Below are 18,575 nucleotides of genomic sequence, written 5' to 3'. Positions count from 1 at the left end.
CGATTTGTTATCGTGCCGAACCGACCCCGGTGCTTGCCGGGGTCTCGCGTTCGCCGTCCTGACAATAAGAGAAGCCTTGCCATGTCCTCCGTGCCCGCAAGCAGTGCGCAACCTTCGCGCCCGCTGACCCGCAACGACTACAAAACCCTGTCGCTGTCTGCCTTGGGCGGGGCGCTGGAATTCTACGACTTCATCATTTTTGTGTTTTTCGCCACCGTGGTCGGAAAACTGTTCTTCCCCGCCGACATGCCTGAATGGCTGCGCCTGGTACAAACCTTCGGCATTTTCGCCGCGGGCTATCTGGCGCGCCCGCTGGGCGGCATCATCATGGCGCACTTCGGCGACCTGCTGGGCCGCAAGAAGATGTTCACCCTGAGCATCTTCATGATGGCCGTGCCGACCCTGATCATGGGCCTGCTGCCCACCTACGCGCAGATCGGCCTGTGGGCGCCGCTGCTGTTGCTGCTGATGCGCGTCATCCAGGGCGCGGCGATCGGCGGCGAAGTGCCGGGTGCCTGGGTGTTTGTGTCCGAACACGTGCCACCCCGTCACATCGGCTACGCCTGCGGCACCCTGACCAGTGGCCTGACTGCGGGCATCCTGCTGGGCTCGCTGGTGGCCACCGCCATCAATACGCTCTACAGCCCGGAGCAGGTCTCGGACTACGCGTGGCGTATCCCATTCCTGCTCGGCGGCGTATTCGGCCTGTTGTCGGTGTACCTGCGCCGCTGGCTGCATGAAACGCCGATCTTCGCCGAAATGCAGCAGCGCAAAGCCTTGGCGGCCGAGTTGCCATTGCGTGCGGTCCTGCGTGATCACCGTAGCGCCATCGTGCTGTCGATGCTGCTGACCTGGCTGCTGTCGGCCGGTGTGGTGGTGGTCATCCTGATGACCCCGACCGTGCTGCAGACCGTCTACCACTTCAGCCCGACGGTTTCGTTGCAAGCCAACAGCCTGGCCATCGTTACCCTCAGCCTGGGCTGTATCGCCTCTGGCGCCCTGGCCGACCGCTTCGGTGCAGGCCGCGTGCTGGTGATTGGTTGCCTTCTGCTGCTGGCAACCTCGTGGACGCTGTACCACAGCCTCATCGAGCACCCGAACTGGCTCTTCCCGCTGTACACCCTGACCGGCCTGTTTGTGGGCGTGATTGGTGTGGTGCCCTACGTGATGGTCAAGGCCTTCCCGCCGGTGGTGCGCTTCAGCGGGTTGTCGTTCTCGTACAATGTTGCCTACGCCGTGTTTGGCGGCCTGACGCCGCTGGCGGTGTCGCTGCTGATGAAGGAAAGCCCGATGGGCCCTGCCTACTATGTCGCCGTACTGTGTGTGATGGGGACGCTGGTGGGTGGCTACCTGTGGAAACGCGGGCGCTGACTCACTGATAACCCTGTGGCGAGGGAGCTTGCTCCCGCTGGGCTGCGCAGCAGCCCCAGAAAAAAGCGGGAGCGCTACGCACTCCAGCGCGAGCAAGCTCGCTCGCCACACAGTTTGTTTATGCCAACGTTTTCAGAGTGTTTCTGAAACATCGCCTAAATCCCCGCTTTTCCCCCGCAAGCCCCGGTTTTATTGATCTTTGCCCTTCCTGTCAGGATTTTCACAAATGCTGGCCTTTCATCTAATTGTCATATTCCAGACATAGAGTGTTCACACGGCCTACCGATACTTGGCCCCGATCCAACTATCCCTATCTGCTAGGAGCAAGGCATGAAACTGAAGCGTTTGATGGCGGCAATGACTTTTGTCGCTGCTGGCGTTGCGACCGCCCACGCGGTGGCCGCTGGTGTTGACCCGGCAATTCCGGCTTACGCCAAGACCACCGGTGTATCGGGCAACCTGTCCAGCGTTGGTTCCGACACCCTGGCTAACCTGATGACCCTGTGGGCTGAGTCCTACAAAAAGGAATACCCGAACGTCAACATCCAGATTCAGGCTGCCGGCTCCGCCACTGCACCTCCTGCGCTGACTGAAGGCACCTCCAACCTGGGCCCGATGAGCCGCAAGATGAAGGACACCGAACTGGCTGCCTTCGAGCAGAAGTACGGCTACAAGCCAACCGCTATCCCGGTTGCCGTGGACGCCCTGGCCGTGTTCGTACACAAAGACAACCCGATCCAGCACCTGACCATGGAACAAGTCGACGCGATTTTCTCCTCGACTCGTCTGTGCGGCGCCAAAGCCGACGTGAAAACCTGGGGTGACCTGGGCGTGACCGGCGACCTGGCCAACAAGCCAGTGCAACTGTTCGGTCGTAACTCGGTATCCGGCACCTACGGCTACTTCAAAGAAGAAGCCCTGTGCAAAGGCGACTACAAGCCAAACGTGAACGAACAACCAGGCTCGGCTTCGGTCGTGCAGTCGATCAGCTCCTCGCTGAACGGCATCGGTTACTCGGGCATCGGCTACAAGACTGCAAGCGTGAAGACCGTTGCTCTGGCCAAGAAAGGCAGCACTGACTTCATCGAAGACAGCGAAGAAAACGCCCTGAACGGCAAATACCCGCTGTCGCGTTTCCTCTACGTCTATGTCAACAAGGCCCCGAACAAGCCTCTGGCCCCGCTGGAAGCTGAGTTCGTGAAACTGGTTCTGTCCAAACAAGGCCAGGAAGTTGTGGTGAAAGACGGCTATATCCCACTGCCAGCCAAAGTGGCCGCCAAGGCCCTGGCTGACCTGGGTCTGAAAGAAGGCAACTAAGCCTGCAACACCTGTAGGAGCTGGCTCGCCAGCGATGGAAGTGACGCGGTCTGCCAGGCACACCGCTTCGCTGGCAAGCCGGCTCCTACAGTCCATTTTCTAGTCCGCTGCCAGCCCTGCTACGCGGCGGCTTTGTTGCGTCACTGCATTGTCATCTTTCTGTCATACAGGATCGCTAGGGTGTGCGCATGAATGATCTGGCCAATTCCACCATGACGACTACTTCTCCCCCCAAGCGCATTGATTTCAATACGCCTGAGCTGCAACGCAAGCGCCGCATTCGCGCGCTCAAAGATCGCCTGACCCGTTGGTACGTCTTGATCGGCGGCCTCGCCGTCCTCGGCGCCATCACCCTGATCTTCTTCTTCCTCGCCTATGTCGTCGCGCCTTTGTTCCAGGGTGCCTCGTTGACCAAGGAAGATGCCCTCACGCCTGCGTGGATCCAGGACGCCGGCAAGCCGCTGATGATCTCTCTGGAAGAACAGAACCAGGTCGCCATGCGGGTTTCCGACAAGGGCCAGGCGCTGTTCTTTGATGTGGACAGCGGCGCCGAGATCAAGCGCGTCGACTTGCCGTTGCCGGCTGGCAGCCAAGTGGTGTCCATTGGTAAAGACCAACCGGGCAGCCCGTTGGTGATCCTCGGTTTGTCCAATGGCCAATCCCTGGTGTTCCGCCACACCTATAAAGTGTCGTACCCGGACGGCAAGAAAACCATCAACCCAGCAGTCGAATACCCTTACGGTGAAACGCCAATCGTGCTGGACGATGGTGGTCGCCCGCTGGAACACGTTGCACTGAACGCCACTGACTCCTCCCTGGTGGTCGCCGGTTCGTCGGGCTCGCACTTGAACGTGCTGTCACTGAGCCGCGAAGAAAACATGATGACCGGTGAAGTCACCAGCGAGCAGAAGCGTATCGAGCTGCCGCAAATGACCGAGCCGGTGAAGGCGATCTTCATCGACCCACGCCAGCAGTGGCTGTACGTGATCAACGGTCGCGCGTTGGCCGATGTGTTCAGCCTGCGTGACAAGAGCCTCAACGGTCGCTACAAACTGCTCGAAGACGGCGCTGCCGAGATCACGGCCAGTACTCAACTGGTGGGCGGTATCTCGCTGATCGTCGGTAACTCCAAGGGTGGCCTGGCCCAGTGGTTCATGGCCCGCGACCCGGACGGCGAGCAACGCCTGAAACAGATCCGCACCTTCCAGATGGGTACTGCACCCATCGTGGAAATCACCGCTGAAGAGCGTCGCAAAGGCTTCACTGCCCTGGATGCTTCCGGCAAGTTCGGCGTGTTCCACAGCACCGCCCACCGCACCCTGCTGGTCGACCCCGTGGTTGATGGCCAAGGCCTGTTCGGCCTGTCGCCACGCGCCAACCGCGTGATCGTGGAAGCCGGTGGCAAGCTGCAACCGCTGCTGCTGGACAACCCGCACCCGGAAGTGTCCTGGAGCGCGTTGTGGAGCAAGGTCTGGTACGAAAACTACGACGAGCCTAAGTACGTCTGGCAATCGACCGCCGCCAACACCGACTTCGAACCGAAGATGAGCCTGGCTCCGCTGACGTTCGGTACGTTGAAAGCTGCGTTCTACGCCATGCTGCTGGCTGCACCGCTGGCCGTTGCCGCTGCGATCTACACCGCTTACTTCATGGCCCCGAGCTTGCGCCGCAAGGTCAAGCCGGTGATCGAGTTGATGGAAGCGATGCCGACGGTGATCCTCGGCTTCTTCGCCGGCCTGTTCCTGGCGCCGTATGTGGAAGGGCACCTGCCGGGCATCTTCAGCCTGCTGATGCTGTTGCCGATTGGCATCCTGGTGGCTGGTTTCATCTTCAGCCGCCTGCCTGAGTCGCTGCGCCTGCGCGTTCCTGATGGCTGGGAAAGCGCGATCCTGATCCCGGTGATCCTGTTCGTGGGCTGGCTCTCGCTGTACATGAGCCCGTACCTGGAAACCTGGTTCTTCGGCGGCGACATGCGCATGTGGATCTCCCACGACCTGGGCATCACCTACGACCAGCGCAACGCACTGGTAGTCGGCCTGGCCATGGGTTTTGCGGTAATCCCGAACATTTACTCCATCGCCGAAGACGCCGTGTTCAGCGTGCCGCGCGGCCTCACCCTGGGCTCCCTGGCCCTCGGCGCCACGCCATGGCAGACCATGACTCGCGTGGTCATCCTGACCGCCAGCCCGGGTATCTTCTCGGCGCTGATGATCGGCATGGGCCGTGCGGTCGGCGAAACCATGATCGTGTTGATGGCCACCGGCAACACCCCGGTGATGGAAATGAACCTGTTCGAAGGCCTGCGCACCCTGGCGGCCAACGTGGCGGTCGAGATGCCGGAGTCGGAAGTGGGCGGTAGTCACTACCGCGTGCTTTTCCTCTCGGCACTGGTACTGCTGCTGTTCACCTTCATCATGAACACCCTCGCCGAGCTGATCCGTCAGCGTCTGCGCAAGAAATACTCGTCGCTTTAAGAAAGGTAGAAGTCTGTGAAACAGAACTCCCTGAATGGATGGTTCAAGAGCGGCGCCCCCGGCGTCTGGATCAGCGGTGGCGCGGTGTCCATCGCGGTCATCATGACCATTGGCTTGCTGGCGGTGATTGCCGTGCGTGGTCTCGGCCACTTCTGGCCGGCCGACCTGATCCAGGCCAACTACAGCGTGCCTGGCCTGGAAAACCATATCGTCATCGGCGAAGTGGTGCAGAAGGAAGAAGTGCCGCGTGAGCGCCTGAAAAGCGCCGGCCTGCCCGTGCCGGAGCAAGGCCCGGAATTCATGACCCGCGAGCTGATCAAGGTCGGTAACCGGGACCTGAACGGCAACGACTTCACCTGGATCGTCGGCGAGTGGTTGAAGGACCAGACCAAGCCGGTCGAACTGATGGCCATCGAGCGTCGCGAGTGGGGCAACTTCTACGGCACCCTGGTCAACGTGAAGCAGGACGGCAAGGTCATTGCTGAAGGCGAGGCCGCGTGGCCTGAGCTGCAGGCGCGTGTCGACCGTGTGAACAAGCTGGCAGCTCAGCTCAAAAGCCTGGAAAAAACCGATATCGGCGCGATCAACGCCGGGTTGGAGCGCATCCGCCTGCACGGTCGCAAGCTGGAGCTGGAAGGCAAGCTCGACGCCACCGCCCAGGCCGACATGGACACTGGCCGTGCCGAGCTGAACAACCGCTATAAAGAGATCGAAGCGCGCCTGGCTGACCTGCATACCCAGTTCAACCGCGACTCGCTGACGGCCCGCGATGGCAACGGCAAGGAAGTGGAAATCGGCATCGGCAAAGTGGTGCACGCTTACCAGCCGAACGCCATGGGCACCCTGACCAAGATCGGCTTCTACTTCAGCAAGGTCTGGGAATTCCTCAGCGATGACCCACGGGAAGCCAACACCGAAGGCGGGATCTTCCCGGCCATCTTCGGCACCGTGATGATGACCCTGATCATGGCGATGATCGTGACCCCGTTCGGCGTACTGGCGGCGGTGTACCTGCGTGAATACGCCAAGCAGAACACCCTGACACGGGTTATCCGCATTGCGGTGAACAACCTGGCGGGCGTACCGGCCATCGTCTACGGCGTGTTCGGCCTGGGCTTCTTCGTGTATGTACTGGGTGGCTCGGTTGACCGCCTGTTCTTCGCCGAAGCCTTGCCGGCTCCGACCTTCGGTACGCCGGGCCTGCTGTGGGCTTCGCTGACCCTGGCGCTGCTGGCGGTGCCGGTGGTGATCGTGGCCACCGAAGAGGGCCTGGCGCGAATTCCTCGCACCGTGCGTGAAGGCTCCTTGGCACTGGGCGCGACCAAGGCAGAAACGCTGTGGAAGATCGTGCTGCCGATGGCCAGCCCGGCAATGATGACCGGCATGATCCTCGCCGTGGCCCGCGCCGCCGGTGAAGTGGCGCCGCTGATGCTGGTAGGTGTAGTGAAACTGGCGCCGTCGCTGCCGCTGGACGGCAACTACCCGTACCTGCATCTGGACCAGAAGATCATGCACTTGGGCTTCCATATTTATGACGTCGGCTTCCAGAGCCCGAACGTCGAAGCCGCACGGCCGCTGGTGTACGCCACCGCCTTGCTGCTGGTGCTGGTGATCGCCACGCTCAACCTGTCGGCAGTGTGGATCCGTAACCACCTGCGCGAAAAGTACAAAGCGCTGGATAGCTGATCTGAATTGAACGCGGACTCAATGTGGGAGCGGGCTTGCTCGCGAATGCGGTGTCTCAGAAACACATAGGTCGACTGACCCGACGCCTTCGCGAGCAAGCCCGCTCCCACACAACGAATTGGTAGCACAGGGAGCATCCCATGCAACACGAAACCCCTACCCACGGCATCAACATGTCTGCCCTGGGTCGCGACAAGCAGAGCCTGAGCCTGGCCCAGGAAACCGTGGCCATCGAAGTGCCGGGCCTGAGCCTGTACTACGGTGAAAAGCAGGCGCTGTTCGACGTCAGCATGAACATCCCCAAGCAGCGCGTGACCGCCTTCATCGGCCCGTCGGGCTGCGGAAAGTCCACGCTGCTGCGTACCTTCAACCGCATGAACGACCTGGTGGACGGTTGCCGTGTGGAAGGCGCCATCAACCTCTACGGCAGCAACATCTACCGTAAGGGTGAAGACGTGGCCGAGCTGCGTCGCCGCGTGGGCATGGTGTTCCAGAAGCCGAACCCGTTCCCCAAGACCATCTACGAAAACGTGGTCTACGGCCTGCGTATCCAGGGCATCAACAAGAAGCGCATCCTCGACGAAGCCGTTGAGTGGGCGTTGAAAGGCGCGGCGCTGTGGGATGAGGTCAAGGACCGCCTGCACGATTCGGCACTCGGCCTGTCTGGTGGCCAGCAGCAACGTCTGGTGATCGCCCGTACCATCGCCGTGGAGCCGGAAGTATTGCTGCTCGACGAACCGTGCTCGGCACTCGACCCGATCTCGACGCTGAAAGTCGAAGAACTGATCTACGAGCTCAAGTCCAAGTTCACCATCGTGATTGTGACCCACAACATGCAACAGGCGGCACGGGTTTCCGACTACACCGCGTTCATGTACATGGGCAAGCTGGTGGAATTCGGCGACACCGATACCCTGTTCACCAACCCGGCCAAGAAGCAGACCGAAGACTACATCACCGGTCGCTACGGCTAGAGCTCGCGGGTTCTGATTGCACTGAATGCTGCGGTTCTCCGCACCTTACCGGACGCTCCAAGGACACCCACATGATTAGCAAAGAAGGCCTTACCCATCACATCTCCGCGCAGTTCAACGCCGAGCTTGAGGAAGTGCGCAGCCACCTCCTGGCGATGGGCGGGCTGGTGGAGAAGCAAGTCAACGACGCCGTCACCGCGCTGATCGAGGCCGACTCGGGCCTGGCCCAGCAAGTGCGCGAGATCGATGACCAAATCAACCAGATGGAGCGCAACATCGACGAAGAATGCCTGCGCATTCTGGCCCGTCGCCAGCCAGCGGCCTCCGACCTGCGCTTGATCATCAGCATCTCCAAGTCGGTGATCGACCTGGAGCGCATCGGCGACGAAGCCACCAAGATCGCCCGTCGTGCCATCCAGCTGTGCGAAGAAGGCGAAGCCCCGCGCGGTTATGTGGAAGTGCGCCATATCGGCGACCAGGTGCGCAACATGGTGCGCGATGCTCTGGACGCTTTCGCCCGCTTCGACGCCGAGCTGGCGTTGTCGGTGGCGCAGTACGACAAGATCATCGACCGCGAATACAAGACCGCGTTGCGTGAGCTGGCCACCTACATGATGGAAGACCCACGCTCTATCTCGCGGGTCTTGAACATTATCTGGGTGCTGCGTTCCCTGGAGCGTATCGGTGACCACGCACGCAACATTTCCGAGCTGGTGATTTACCTGGTGCGCGGCACCGATGTGCGGCACATGGGCCTCAAGCGCATGAAAGCCGAAGTTGAAGGCACAGCCGACCAAATCCCTAATGTTCCGGGCGAACCTGACGATAAGTAAGGTTGCCCGAGAAATTAACGCCCGGCCTCAGGCCGGGCGTTTTTGTTTGTGGCACATGAATTTTTTGCGCAGCCGGGGCAATAAAGTCCGACTGTGACTACCGAGTTTTGGCAAAATGCCATCAGTCAGGCGTCTTGCGTGCCGTTTATAGGGTGAAGGGTCGATGAGTAAAGTCAGTGTATTGGTGGTGGATGACGCCTCGTTTATCCGCGACCTGGTGAAGAAGTGCCTGCGCAACTACTTCCCCGGGATCAAGATTGAAGATGCGGTAAACGGCAAAAAGGCCCAGGCCATCCTGATGCGCGAGACCTTCGACCTGGTGCTGTGCGACTGGGAAATGCCGGAAATGTCGGGCCTGGAGCTGCTGACCTGGTGCCGTGAGCAAGCCCATTTGAAGGCCATGCCTTTCGTGATGGTGACCAGCCGTGGTGACAAGGAAAACGTGGTCCAGGCGATCCAGGCCGGCGTCTCCGGCTACGTCAGCAAGCCGTTCACCAACGAGCAGTTGTTGAACAAGGTCAAGCAAGCCCTGCACAAGATCGGCCGCCTCGACGCCCTGATCGCCAGCGCCCCGACCAAGATGAACTCGGCTTTCGGCAACGACTCCCTGAGCGCCCTGACGGGCGGCAAGCCCGAAGCCGTGCGCCCGGCACCGGTGGCTGCAGCGGCACCCGCCCCGAGCAAAGGCCTGCTCAACAGCCCACCGGTCCAGGCACCGGCTGCCGCGCCGGCGGGCGGTCGTGGCCAGGGCCAACTGCGTTTGTCCAGCGGCAACCAGCAATGTGTGATCAAGGCGCTGAGCATCAAGGAAGCGCTGCTGGTGGTACGCCGCGGTGAAGTGCTGCCTCAGGTACTGGAAAGCGCGGTGCTCGACCTTGAGCAAGGTGACAACGCCGAAGTGGCGCGCCTCAACGGCTACCTGCACGCTATCGTCGCCTACGAACCCAAGCCCGACAGCGACTGGCTGCAACTGACCTTCCGGTTCATCGACCAGGATGCGCAGAAGCTCGACTACATCTCCCGCCTGATCGCCCGCGGCACGGCGCAAAAACACTTCGTGCCAGGCGCCTGATAAAAACCTATCGCCCGATTGCAGGGCTTTTGTAGTGAGCGGGCTTGCCCCGCGCCGGACCGCGCAGCGGCCCCCATTCAGGCACTGCGGTCCTTCAGTCAAACCGCGCTGCCAGCTGCCGGGCGGCTTCGCCACCCAGCGCGGGGCAAGCCCGCTCACTACAATCGTCATGTTCGCTTGCTAGCCTGCCGTTCAGTCATTCTGGCAGGGACACGCCATGCTCATGCGCGTATTGCTGTGGTGCGGCCTGGCCACGGTCGTTCCTTCGGCCCTGGCCATGACCGTCTACAAATCCATTGATGCCCAGGGCAACGTGGTCTACAGCGACCGGCAAACCCCCGGGGCCCAGGCGTTCGTGATCCAGGAGCGCAAGCCTGCGCGTTTGCTGCTCGAAAGGCCGAAGCCGACTTATCCCCAACAAGCCTACCGTTACCCGCTGCCCTGGCGCGGCGGCCCGTTTCGCCTCACCCAAGGGCCCAACGGCAACTTCAGCCATACCGACGCCAAAAGCCGCTACGCCATGGATATCGCCATGCCTGAAGGCACGCCAATCATTGCGGCGCGCAGTGGCATGGTGGTGAAGACCGAGAACGAGCAAGTCGGGCACGGCAATGATGCGTCAGGGAATTTTGTACGGGTGCGCCATGACGATGGCAGCGAGGCGGTGTACCTGCACCTCAAGCAAGGCTCGGTGAGTGTCAGGGCTGGGCAGCGTGTGAGTGTGGGGAGCCCGCTGGCGCTGTCGGGCAATACGGGCAACAGCAGCGGGCCGCACCTGCACTTTGTGGTGCAGCGTGCCACGGAGGCGGGGCTGGTATCGATTCCGTATGAGTTCAACCAGCCGGTGGGCACGCTGCCCAATTTTGCAGCAGGCCTGTAGGCGCCCGGCTTGCCGGCGATGGGGCCAGTGAGAACATCACAGTTTCCACGGTCGCTATCGCCGGTAAGCCGGGCTTCTACGGGGGGGTTAGTCGAGCAACAGGACCTTGGCCAACACGATCTTCGGGCCTTTCATCTTCTTGATGATGATGCGCAGGCCTTCCACTTCCAGCACTTCTTCCTCTTCCGGCACGCGCTTGAGCGTGTCGTAGATCAGGCCGGCCAGGGTTTCGGCTTCGATGTGGTCCAGGTCCACGCCCAGCAGGCGCTCCACCTTGAACAGCGGCGTGTCGCCACGCACCAGCAACTTGCCCGGCTGGTACGCCAGGATGCCGCGTTCGGCCTTGCGATGTTCGTCCTGGATATCGCCCACCAGCACTTCCAGCACGTCTTCCATGGTGAGGTAGCCGATGATCTTGCCGTCGGCTTCTTCCACCAGGGCGAAGTGCGCGCCGCCTTTGCGGAACTGCTCCAGCAACTGCGACAACGGCATATGCCGCGATACGCGCTCCAGTGGGCGGGTCAGTTCGGCCAGGTTGAACGACTCGGGGATGTGGTCCAGGGCTGCCAGTTCCAGCAGCAGGTCCTTGATGTGCAACAGGCCCACGAATTCGTTGCGGTCGGCGTCGTACACCGGATAGCGGCTGAATTTGTGGCGACGGAACAGCGCGAGGATTTCCTTGAGCGGGGCGTTGAAGTCCAGGGTCACCAGGTCTTCCCGGGAGTTGGCCCAGTCCACCACTTCCAGTTCGCCCATTTCCACGGCCGAGGCCAGCACGCGCATGCCTTGGTCGCTCGGATCCTGGCCACGGCTGGAGTGCAGGATCAGCTTGAGTTCTTCGCGGCTGTAATGGTGTTCGTGGTGCGGGCCAGGCTCACCCTGGCCGGCAATGCGCAGGATCGCATTGGCGCTGGCGTTGAGCAGGTAGATCGCCGGGTACATGGCCCAGTAGAACAGGTACAGCGGCACTGCCGTCCACAGCGACAGCAACTCGGGTTTGCGGATGGCCCAGGATTTGGGCGCCAGCTCGCCGACCACGATGTGCAGGTAGGAAATCACGAAGAACGCCGCAAAGAACGACACGCCCTTGATCACTTCCGGCGATTGCACGCCCACCGCGCTCAGCAGCGGCTCGAGGATGTGCGCAAACGCCGGCTCACCGACCCAGCCCAGGCCCAGGGAGGCGAGGGTGATACCCAACTGGCAGGCCGACAGGTAAGCGTCGAGCTGGCTGTGCACGGTGCGCAGGATCTGTCCGCGCCAGCCGTTTTTGTGGGCAATGGCCTCGACCCGGGTGGCGCGTAGTTTGACCATGGCAAATTCCGCCGCAACGAAGAAACCGTTGAGCAGTACCAGGATCAGTGCAAAAAGAATCATGCCGAAGTCGGCGAAGAGTGTGGCGAGGGTGATACCAGGGGAAGGGTCCATGATGGGGTTTTGCAGGTTCCGTGTGTTCAATAAGGGGTGGTAGGTGGGCCGCAAAGGCAGGCGCAAGTCGGCCAATGTAGCGGCTGACGGGGCGCTTGCCTAGTGCCCGCTGCCGGGTGGGACGTGGAAAGTCGTATAGCCGAACCCCTGTAGGAGCTGGCTTGCCAGCGATAGCGGAGTGTCAGGCGACCTCTCTATTGGCTGTGCCAATGTCATCGCAGGCAAGCCAGCTCCCACACCGGGCAACTGTTACTTCAGGTTATTCATCATTTTCGACCAGCCGCGAACGGGTCATCTGCACCGGGGGAAAGTGGCAGGTAAAGGTACTGCCATGGCCCAGCACGCTGCTGATCTCCAGGCGCGCACGATGGCGCAGCAACACGTGCTTGACGATGGCCAGCCCCAGCCCGGTGCCGCCGGTGTTGGAGTTGCGACTGGAATCGACACGGTAGAAACGTTCGGTCAGGCGCGGCAGGTGCTTGGCGTCGATGCCGATGCCCGAGTCCTGCACGCTCAGGTGCGCGCCGTGCTCGTCTGCCCACCAGCGGATGCGGATATTGCCCTTGTCCTGGGTGTACTTCACGGCGTTGAACACCAGGTTGGAAAACGCGCTGCGCAACTCGCCTTCGCTGCCCTTGAGCAACACGGCCGGGTCGGCTTCCAGGGTGATCTGCTGCCCGCGCTGGCCGGAAAGGGCCTGGGCGTCGTTCTTGATGGTCTGCAGCAGGCTCTGCACGGCCACCGGGTGGTTGTCCGACGGGTAGTCGGTGGCTTCCAGCTTGGCCAGCAACAGCAGGTCGTTGAGCAGGGTCTGCATGCGTGAACCTTGCTGCTGCATCTGCTGCAGGGCGCGGCTCCAGCGCGGGTTGATCTCGTCGACGTTGTCCAGCAACGTTTCCAGGTAACCGCAGATCACCGTCAACGGCGTGCGCAGTTCGTGGGAGACGTTGGCGACGAAGTCTTTGCGCATCTGTTCAAGCTGGTGGATGCGGGTGACGTCGCGCACCAGCATCAAGTGTTCGTTGTTGCCGTAACGCGTCAGGTACAGCTGGATGCGCACGCGGTCGTTGGTGGGCGAAGGGATTTCCAGGGCTTCTTCGTAGTTCTCCTGTTCGAAGTACTCCTTGAAGCGCGGGTGGCGCACCAGGTTGGTCACCGGTTGGCCGCTGTCCTGGGGTGTCTTGAGGCCCAGCAAGGTCTCGGCGGCGCGGTTCCACCATTCCAGGTTGCCGTCGCTGTCGAGCATGATCACCGCGTCTTTGAGCGCGGCAGTGGACTCTTGCACGCGGTCGATCACCGCTTGCAGGCGCCCGCGTACCCGTTGGTCGCGGCGTTGCAGGTGGTAAATGCTGTCGAACACCTCGCCCCACAGGCCATAGCCGTCGGGTGGTGCTTCATCGGGTTTGTGCTGGCGCAGCCATTCATGCAGGCGCAACAGTTGCTTGAGGGTCCAGCCCAGGTACAGGCCGATACCAACGGCCAGGCTCCAGCCGTAATAACCGCTGACCAGGCCCACCAACAGGCAGCCGGTGATCAACAGAAGCATGTGGCGGATCAGGGTGCCATGCCAGTTCTGGTTCACTTAAACATGCGTCCTTGTCAGCTGTTAAGGAAGGAAAGGGGCTGGCTCAGCCTTTGGTGGAAAAGCGATAGCCAGTGCCGCGCACGGTTTGTACCAGATTCTCGTAGGCATCGCCCAAGGCTTTGCGCAGGCGACGGATATGCACGTCTACGGTGCGCTCTTCCACGTATACGTTGCCGCCCCAGACCTGATCCAGCAGTTGGCCACGGGTGTAGGCGCGCTCCTGGTGGGTCATGAAAAATTGCAGCAGGCGGTATTCGGTCGGGCCCATCTCGGCCGGCTTGCCGTCGATGGTCACGCGGTGGCTGATCGGGTCCAGGATCAGGCCGTCGACTTCGATCGGCGCTTCACCGTCGGTCGGGCCGGCGCGGCGCAATACGGCCTTCAGACGCGCGACCAGCTCACGTGGGGAAAACGGCTTGGTGATGTAGTCATCAGCGCCCACTTCCAGGCCCTGGATCTTGTTGTCCTCTTCGCCCTTGGCGGTGAGCATGATGATCGGGATGTCCCCGGTCAGCTCGTCACGCTTGAGGCGACGGGCCAGCTCGATGCCGGAGGTGCCGGGCAGCATCCAGTCCAGCAGGATCAGGTCCGGCTTGCGGTCGACGATAATGGCATGGGCCTGCTGGGAGTTCTCCGCCTCCAGGCAGTCATAGCCGGCCATTTCCAACGCAACGGCGATCATCTCGCGAATGGGCGCTTCGTCGTCAACGATCAGAATGCTCCTGCCAACCATGCCTAAATCCTCTTGTCATTTAACTGTCTTGCGCCGCATTAGATAACGGAATTATTGCAGTCGTGTGACAGTAATTTAGTCGCTTGGGCAATTCGCGCCTCTCTGGACTACGCTTTGGGTCCGAATCCTTACAACCACAAAAGGAAGGTTCCGATGGCTATCAACAGTGTTTCCTGGAAAGCCCTGCTGGTCACGGCGGCGTTGACGCTGCCGACGCTGGCCTTCGCGGCGGAACCCGCGATGACGAAAGACGGGATGCTGGTCGACCACAAGGGTATGACGCTCTACACCTTCGATAAAGACGCAGGCGGCAAGTCTGTATGCAAGGATCAGTGCGCAACCAACTGGCCGCCGCTGAAGGCTGAGTCTACCGACAAGTCCATGGGCGATTGGACCGTCATCACCCGCGATGACCAGAGCAGCCAATGGGCCTACAAAGGCAAGCCGGTCTACACCTACAAGGATGACCATAAGGCTGGGGACAAGACTGGCGACGGCAAGGGTGGGGCGTGGCACGTCATCAAACCTTGAGCCCGAGGCGCCGCTGAGACCTTCGCGAGCAAGCCCGCTCCCACATTTGGATTTGTGAACACAGTCGAATGTGGGAGCGGGCTTGCCCGCGAAGGCGTCAGCCCAGCCGCCGCAAAATTTCAGCGCAGGGCGTAGTCGGCGACGATACCGACAAAGATCGCCAACCCTGCCCAATGGTTATGCAGGAATGCCTTGAAGCATTTCATTCGGTCCTTGTCCCGTGTGTACCAGAACTCCCAGGCAAAACAGCCCGCCGCGGCCAACAGTCCCAAATGGAACCAGCCCCCCAGTTCGAACCGTGCACCCGCCAGTAACAGGCACAGCAGCGACAGGCCCTGCAGGGTGAGGATGATCACGCGGTCGGCATCGCCGAACAGAATGGCGGTGGATTTCACACCGATCTTCAGGTCGTCGTCACGGTCGGTCATCGCGTAATAGGTGTCGTAGCCCACCGTCCACAGCAGGTTGGCAATATAGAGAAGCCAGGCCGTGGCCGGCAGGTGGCCGGTCTCTGCGGTGAACGCCATCGGCATGCCCCAGGAAAACGCCGCGCCCAGCACCACTTGCGGGTAATAGGTGTAGCGCTTCATGAACGGGTAGCTCGCCGCCAGGGCCAGACCGCCCAAGGACAGCAGGATGGTGGTGGCGTTGGTCAGCAATACCAGCAGGAAACTGATGCCCATCAGCACCGCAAAAAACACCAGCGCCTCTTTTGAGCTGATCTTGCCGCTGACCAGCGGGCGCTGCTCGGTGCGCTTCACATGGCCATCGACCTTGCGGTCGGCCCAGTCATTGATCACGCAACCACCGGCGCGGGTCAGCACCACGCCCAGCACGAAAATCACGATATTGATCAGGGAAGGCGAGCCCTTGCCGGCAATCCACAGCGCCCACAATGTCGGCCACAGCAGCAGGTAGATGCCGATCGGCTTGTCCATGCGGGTCAGCTGAATGAAGTCCCAGGCCCTGGGATTCAGGTGGTTCAAGGACTTGAGCAGACGTTGGTACATCAGCAGTTCTCCGGGTGGTCGTGCAGCGCGTGCCAGAAGCTCGGCAAGAAGATTTCCGCCACCAGCACGCTCAACGCCCCACGGTCGAAGCGCGAACGGCGCCCCCACAACCCCTCGGCCTTGTCCGCCGCAGGCAGCCAGTCGCTTGGGTAATGGCACACCTCAATGGCTTGGCGGGTGAACGCCTGGTCGCAAAACAGCAGCTCGCCCAGCGAGCGGCTGCCCAGTTCATCCATGTGCAGGCCGTCGCCTTGCAAGGCACTGCGTGAGGCCACGCTACGGGCGAACACCCACGGCTGGCCGTGCCCACGCAGGTACACCTCGCGCACCCAGCCGATGGTGGCCGCAGGCAGGCCCAGGGCCGCGCACTCGTCTTCGCGCAGTGGCTGCCAGCCTTCGAACAGCGGCGTCACGCTGAAACCATCGTTGGACAGCCACGTCAGCCGCCGCGTCAGCGAGTCTTCGTTGAACAGCCAATTGAGGGTCAGGGGCGTGGGCAAGGGGCTCAGAAGGCTCTGGGTCAGCCATTGGCAAGCATCGGGACGGGCGATTGAGTGCGGCATGGTGAGTCAGTATTGGCAGCAAAAGAGGCGGCGAGCTTACCATGGCGTCTTGATCTTTTGCCGGGCTGAACCGGCCCCATGCGTCGATCGTGCTTGCATCTGCCGGCCCCGATCAGTACAAAACGCCCTGAGCCGCACGGCAACGCGGGTCTATCGACCGTCGGCCAAGAAGCCTGGACCCTGAGGAAGCAAGTAAATGAAGAAGTGGCAATGTGTAGTCTGCGGCCTGATCTATGACGAGAAAGACGGCTGGCCAGATGACGGAATTCTGCCTGGCACCCGTTGGGAAGACGTCCCGGAAGACTGGCTGTGCCCGGACTGCGGCGTGGGCAAGATGGATTTCGAGATGATCGAAATCGGCTGATCTGAATTTTAAGAACCGTACTACAAGGAGAAAGGAATGAACGCACCTGTCGTGATCATCGGCACAGGATTGGCCGGTTATAACGTGGCCCGGGAGTTTCGCAAGCTCGACAGCGAGACCCCATTGCTGCTGATCACCGCAGACGACGGGCGCTCCTACTCCAAGCCCATGCTCTCCACCGGCTTTGGCAAGAACAAGGAAGCCGATGGCCTGAGCATGGCTGAACCCGGCGCGATGGCCGAGCAACTCAAAGCCGAAGTGCGCACCCACACCCGCGTCAGCGGCATCGACCCCGGCCACAAGCGCCTGTGGATCGGCGAGGAAGCAGTGGCCTACCGCGACCTGGTCCTGGCCTGGGGCGCCGAGACTGTGCGCGTGCCGGTCGAGGGCGACGCCGCTGAACTGATTTTCCCGATCAACGACCTCGAAGACTATGCGCGCTTTCGCGCGGCTGCTGCCGGCAAACGCCGGGTGTTGCTGCTCGGCGCCGGCCTGATCGGCTGCGAGTTTGCCAACGACCTGATCCTCGGTGGCTATGAGATCGACCTGGTGGCGCCCTGCGAGCAAGTCATGCCGACCCTGCTGCACCCGGCGGCCGCCGCTGCCGTGCAGGCCGGGCTCGAAGGGCTCGGCGCACGCTTCCACCTGGGCCCTGTGCTCAACCGCTTGCAGCGCACGGCGGACGGCCTGGAAGCGCACCTGTCCGACGGTGAAGTGGTGCACTGCGATCTGGTGGTCTCGGCCATCGGGCTGCGCCCGCGTGTCGACCTGGCGGCCGCTGCCGGCTTGCAAACCAACCGTGGGATCATGGTAGACCGCCATCTCAAGACCTCCCATGCCAATATCTACGCCCTGGGCGACTGCGCCGAGGTTGATGGCCTGAACCTGCTGTACGTGATGCCGTTGATGAGCTGCGCCCGTGCCCTGGCCCAGACCCTGGCGGGCAACGCCACGGCCGTCAGCTATGGGCCGATGCCGGTCACCGTGAAGACGCCGGTCTGCCCGCTGGTGGTATCGCCACCGCCACGGGGCACCGAAGGTGTGTGGAGCGTTGAAGGCCAGGGCGCCGACATCAAGGCCCTGTGCCGCGACGCAGGCGGGCGCCTGCTGGGTTACGCCCTGACCGGCACCGCCGTCATGGAAAAACTGGCCTTGAACAAAGAACTTCCGCCGTTGCTGGCGTAAATACCTGTCGTTCTGTCGGAATCAGCACGTTCTTACCCCTAGAAAGGTCGCCACGAGACTGGCGGAGCGTGCGAGGGCATGCCATCCTCACTCCCGTCTGCCGCAGAGTAGAGCCTGCGGCGCCTTGGGCGCTGCTCCAGCAGAGAGCAGCACGGACATAACAACAAAAAACCGTCAAAGAGGCTTCACTTATGCGTAAACCAGAACTCGCAGCCGCCATCGCTGAAAAAGCGGATCTCACCAAAGAACAGGCCAACCGCGTCCTCAACGCCGTTCTCGAAGAAATCACTGGCGCCCTGCACCGCAAGGACAGCGTCACCCTGGTTGGCTTCGGCACCTTCCTGCAACGCCACCGTGGCGCCCGCACCGGTAAAAACCCGCAAACCGGTGAGCCTGTGAAGATCAAGGCCAGCAACACCGTTGCGTTCAAGCCGGGCAAGTCGCTCAAAGACAGCGTCAACCCGTAACAGCGACACCGTCTCGAAGGGAGGCGGGGCGGTAAAAGAATGGGCACGCCGACAGGGTCGGGTGCCCATTTTTTGTAGGCTGGAGAATGTCAGACCAGTAGT

The 18,575-nt window shown here is 61.6% G+C and carries 17 protein-coding genes; 12 read left to right on the top strand and 5 right to left on the bottom strand.

Annotated elements, in window-relative coordinates:
- Nucleotides 1-81 precede the first annotated feature (81 nt).
- The 8 genes from ACVWVP_RS02575 (at nt 82) to ACVWVP_RS02540 (ending at nt 10,607) form a co-directional block, all read left to right on the top strand.
- Nucleotides 82-1,371 (top strand): MFS transporter, encoded by a 1,290-nt coding sequence (locus ACVWVP_RS02575; protein ID WP_259172402.1) that lies wholly within the window; start codon nt 82-84, stop codon nt 1,369-1,371.
- Nucleotides 1,372-1,701: 330 nt separating this feature from the next.
- Nucleotides 1,702-2,688, top strand: a complete 987-nt coding sequence (locus tag ACVWVP_RS02570) for a phosphate ABC transporter substrate-binding protein PstS (RefSeq protein ID WP_053258707.1) — start codon at nt 1,702-1,704, stop codon at nt 2,686-2,688.
- A 440-nt stretch (nt 2,689-3,128) separates the two neighbouring features.
- On the top strand, nt 3,129-5,162 hold the full coding sequence (locus ACVWVP_RS02565) for an ABC transporter permease subunit (protein ID WP_178920499.1): 2,034 nt from the start codon (nt 3,129-3,131) through the stop codon (nt 5,160-5,162).
- Between the two features lie 15 nt (nt 5,163-5,177).
- Complete coding sequence (gene pstA, locus ACVWVP_RS02560) at nt 5,178-6,848, top strand: phosphate ABC transporter permease PstA (RefSeq protein WP_457404423.1); 1,671 nt, start codon at nt 5,178-5,180, stop codon at nt 6,846-6,848.
- A 140-nt stretch (nt 6,849-6,988) separates the two neighbouring features.
- Entirely contained in the window at nt 6,989-7,822 is an 834-nt protein-coding gene (gene pstB / locus ACVWVP_RS02555; RefSeq protein WP_178920417.1) for a phosphate ABC transporter ATP-binding protein PstB, read from the top strand.
- Between the two features lie 71 nt (nt 7,823-7,893).
- Entirely contained in the window at nt 7,894-8,655 is a 762-nt protein-coding gene (gene phoU, locus ACVWVP_RS02550; protein ID WP_176994499.1) for a phosphate signaling complex protein PhoU, read from the top strand.
- 163 nt (nt 8,656-8,818) lie between these two features.
- Nucleotides 8,819-9,727, top strand: coding sequence for a response regulator (locus ACVWVP_RS02545; protein WP_178920415.1), 909 nt, complete (start codon nt 8,819-8,821; stop codon nt 9,725-9,727).
- 217 nt (nt 9,728-9,944) lie between these two features.
- Nucleotides 9,945-10,607 carry a M23 family metallopeptidase gene (locus ACVWVP_RS02540; RefSeq protein WP_457404422.1) on the top strand — a complete coding sequence of 221 codons (663 nt, stop codon included), beginning with the start codon at nt 9,945-9,947 and terminating at the stop codon, nt 10,605-10,607.
- A gap of 87 nt (nt 10,608-10,694) precedes the next feature.
- Here the strand turns inward: ACVWVP_RS02540 and ACVWVP_RS02535 are convergent, their stop codons facing one another.
- The 3 genes from ACVWVP_RS02535 to phoB form a co-directional block, all read right to left on the bottom strand.
- Entirely contained in the window at nt 10,695-12,035 is a 1,341-nt protein-coding gene (locus ACVWVP_RS02535) for a hemolysin family protein (protein ID WP_178920411.1), read from the bottom strand.
- Nucleotides 12,036-12,294: 259 nt separating this feature from the next.
- The gene (gene phoR, locus ACVWVP_RS02530) at nt 12,295-13,581 is read right to left on the bottom strand and encodes a phosphate regulon sensor histidine kinase PhoR (RefSeq protein WP_218172521.1); all 1,287 of its coding nucleotides are present in this window, start codon (nt 13,579-13,581) and stop codon (nt 12,295-12,297) included.
- A gap of 82 nt (nt 13,582-13,663) precedes the next feature.
- Nucleotides 13,664-14,353, bottom strand: a complete 690-nt coding sequence (gene phoB / locus ACVWVP_RS02525; RefSeq protein WP_003195617.1) for a phosphate regulon transcriptional regulator PhoB — start codon at nt 14,351-14,353, stop codon at nt 13,664-13,666.
- A 153-nt stretch (nt 14,354-14,506) separates the two neighbouring features.
- Here phoB and ACVWVP_RS02520 point away from each other — a divergent pair, with 153 nt between their 5' ends.
- Nucleotides 14,507-14,884, top strand: a complete 378-nt coding sequence (locus ACVWVP_RS02520; protein ID WP_178920409.1) for a COG4315 family predicted lipoprotein — start codon at nt 14,507-14,509, stop codon at nt 14,882-14,884.
- 119 nt (nt 14,885-15,003) lie between these two features.
- Here the strand turns inward: ACVWVP_RS02520 and ubiA are convergent, their stop codons facing one another.
- Together ubiA and ACVWVP_RS02510 are read right to left on the bottom strand one after the other, a co-directional pair.
- Entirely contained in the window at nt 15,004-15,894 is an 891-nt protein-coding gene (gene ubiA, locus ACVWVP_RS02515) for a 4-hydroxybenzoate octaprenyltransferase (protein WP_178920407.1), read from the bottom strand.
- Complete coding sequence (locus tag ACVWVP_RS02510; protein ID WP_178920405.1) at nt 15,894-16,457, bottom strand: chorismate--pyruvate lyase family protein; 564 nt, start codon at nt 16,455-16,457, stop codon at nt 15,894-15,896. The genes ubiA and ACVWVP_RS02510 overlap by 1 nt, the downstream gene beginning before the upstream one ends.
- A 196-nt stretch (nt 16,458-16,653) precedes the next feature.
- On the opposite strand from ACVWVP_RS02510, the gene ACVWVP_RS02505 reads away from it, so the two are divergent.
- The 3 genes from ACVWVP_RS02505 to ACVWVP_RS02495 all read left to right on the top strand — a co-directional run bounded on the left by ACVWVP_RS02505 (nt 16,654) and on the right by ACVWVP_RS02495 (nt 18,473).
- Nucleotides 16,654-16,821, top strand: coding sequence for a rubredoxin (locus tag ACVWVP_RS02505; RefSeq protein WP_015886569.1), 168 nt, complete (start codon nt 16,654-16,656; stop codon nt 16,819-16,821).
- 36 nt (nt 16,822-16,857) lie between these two features.
- On the top strand, nt 16,858-18,006 hold the full coding sequence (locus ACVWVP_RS02500) for an NAD(P)/FAD-dependent oxidoreductase (protein WP_178920403.1): 1,149 nt from the start codon (nt 16,858-16,860) through the stop codon (nt 18,004-18,006).
- A gap of 191 nt (nt 18,007-18,197) precedes the next feature.
- A complete protein-coding gene (locus tag ACVWVP_RS02495) occupies nt 18,198-18,473 on the top strand; it encodes an HU family DNA-binding protein (protein WP_003213368.1) in 276 nt (91 codons plus the stop codon).
- Nucleotides 18,474-18,575 lie beyond the last annotated feature (102 nt).

The sequence above is a fragment of the Pseudomonas sp. TE24901 genome (genome assembly GCF_054058375.1).
Note: the sequence above shows the minus strand (reverse complement) of the source record. Positions and strands in the feature narration are given on the sequence as shown.

Coding starts and splice junctions, on each gene's coding strand:
- ACVWVP_RS02545 (WP_178920415.1), top strand. CDS start 8,819: ATGAGTAAAGTCAGTGTATTGGTGGTGGATGACGCCTCGTTTATCCGC.
- phoB (WP_003195617.1), bottom strand. CDS start 14,353: ATGGTTGGCAGGAGCATTCTGATCGTTGACGACGAAGCGCCCATTCGC.
- phoR (WP_218172521.1), bottom strand. CDS start 13,581: ATGCTTCTGTTGATCACCGGCTGCCTGTTGGTGGGCCTGGTCAGCGGT.
- ACVWVP_RS02505 (WP_015886569.1), top strand. CDS start 16,654: ATGAAGAAGTGGCAATGTGTAGTCTGCGGCCTGATCTATGACGAGAAA.
- ACVWVP_RS02540 (WP_457404422.1), top strand. CDS start 9,945: ATGCTCATGCGCGTATTGCTGTGGTGCGGCCTGGCCACGGTCGTTCCT.
- ACVWVP_RS02495 (WP_003213368.1), top strand. CDS start 18,198: ATGCGTAAACCAGAACTCGCAGCCGCCATCGCTGAAAAAGCGGATCTC.
- pstB (WP_178920417.1), top strand. CDS start 6,989: ATGCAACACGAAACCCCTACCCACGGCATCAACATGTCTGCCCTGGGT.
- ACVWVP_RS02500 (WP_178920403.1), top strand. CDS start 16,858: ATGAACGCACCTGTCGTGATCATCGGCACAGGATTGGCCGGTTATAAC.
- ACVWVP_RS02520 (WP_178920409.1), top strand. CDS start 14,507: ATGGCTATCAACAGTGTTTCCTGGAAAGCCCTGCTGGTCACGGCGGCG.
- ACVWVP_RS02510 (WP_178920405.1), bottom strand. CDS start 16,457: ATGCCGCACTCAATCGCCCGTCCCGATGCTTGCCAATGGCTGACCCAG.
- phoU (WP_176994499.1), top strand. CDS start 7,894: ATGATTAGCAAAGAAGGCCTTACCCATCACATCTCCGCGCAGTTCAAC.
- ubiA (WP_178920407.1), bottom strand. CDS start 15,894: ATGTACCAACGTCTGCTCAAGTCCTTGAACCACCTGAATCCCAGGGCC.
- ACVWVP_RS02570 (WP_053258707.1), top strand. CDS start 1,702: ATGAAACTGAAGCGTTTGATGGCGGCAATGACTTTTGTCGCTGCTGGC.
- ACVWVP_RS02575 (WP_259172402.1), top strand. CDS start 82: ATGTCCTCCGTGCCCGCAAGCAGTGCGCAACCTTCGCGCCCGCTGACC.
- ACVWVP_RS02535 (WP_178920411.1), bottom strand. CDS start 12,035: ATGGACCCTTCCCCTGGTATCACCCTCGCCACACTCTTCGCCGACTTC.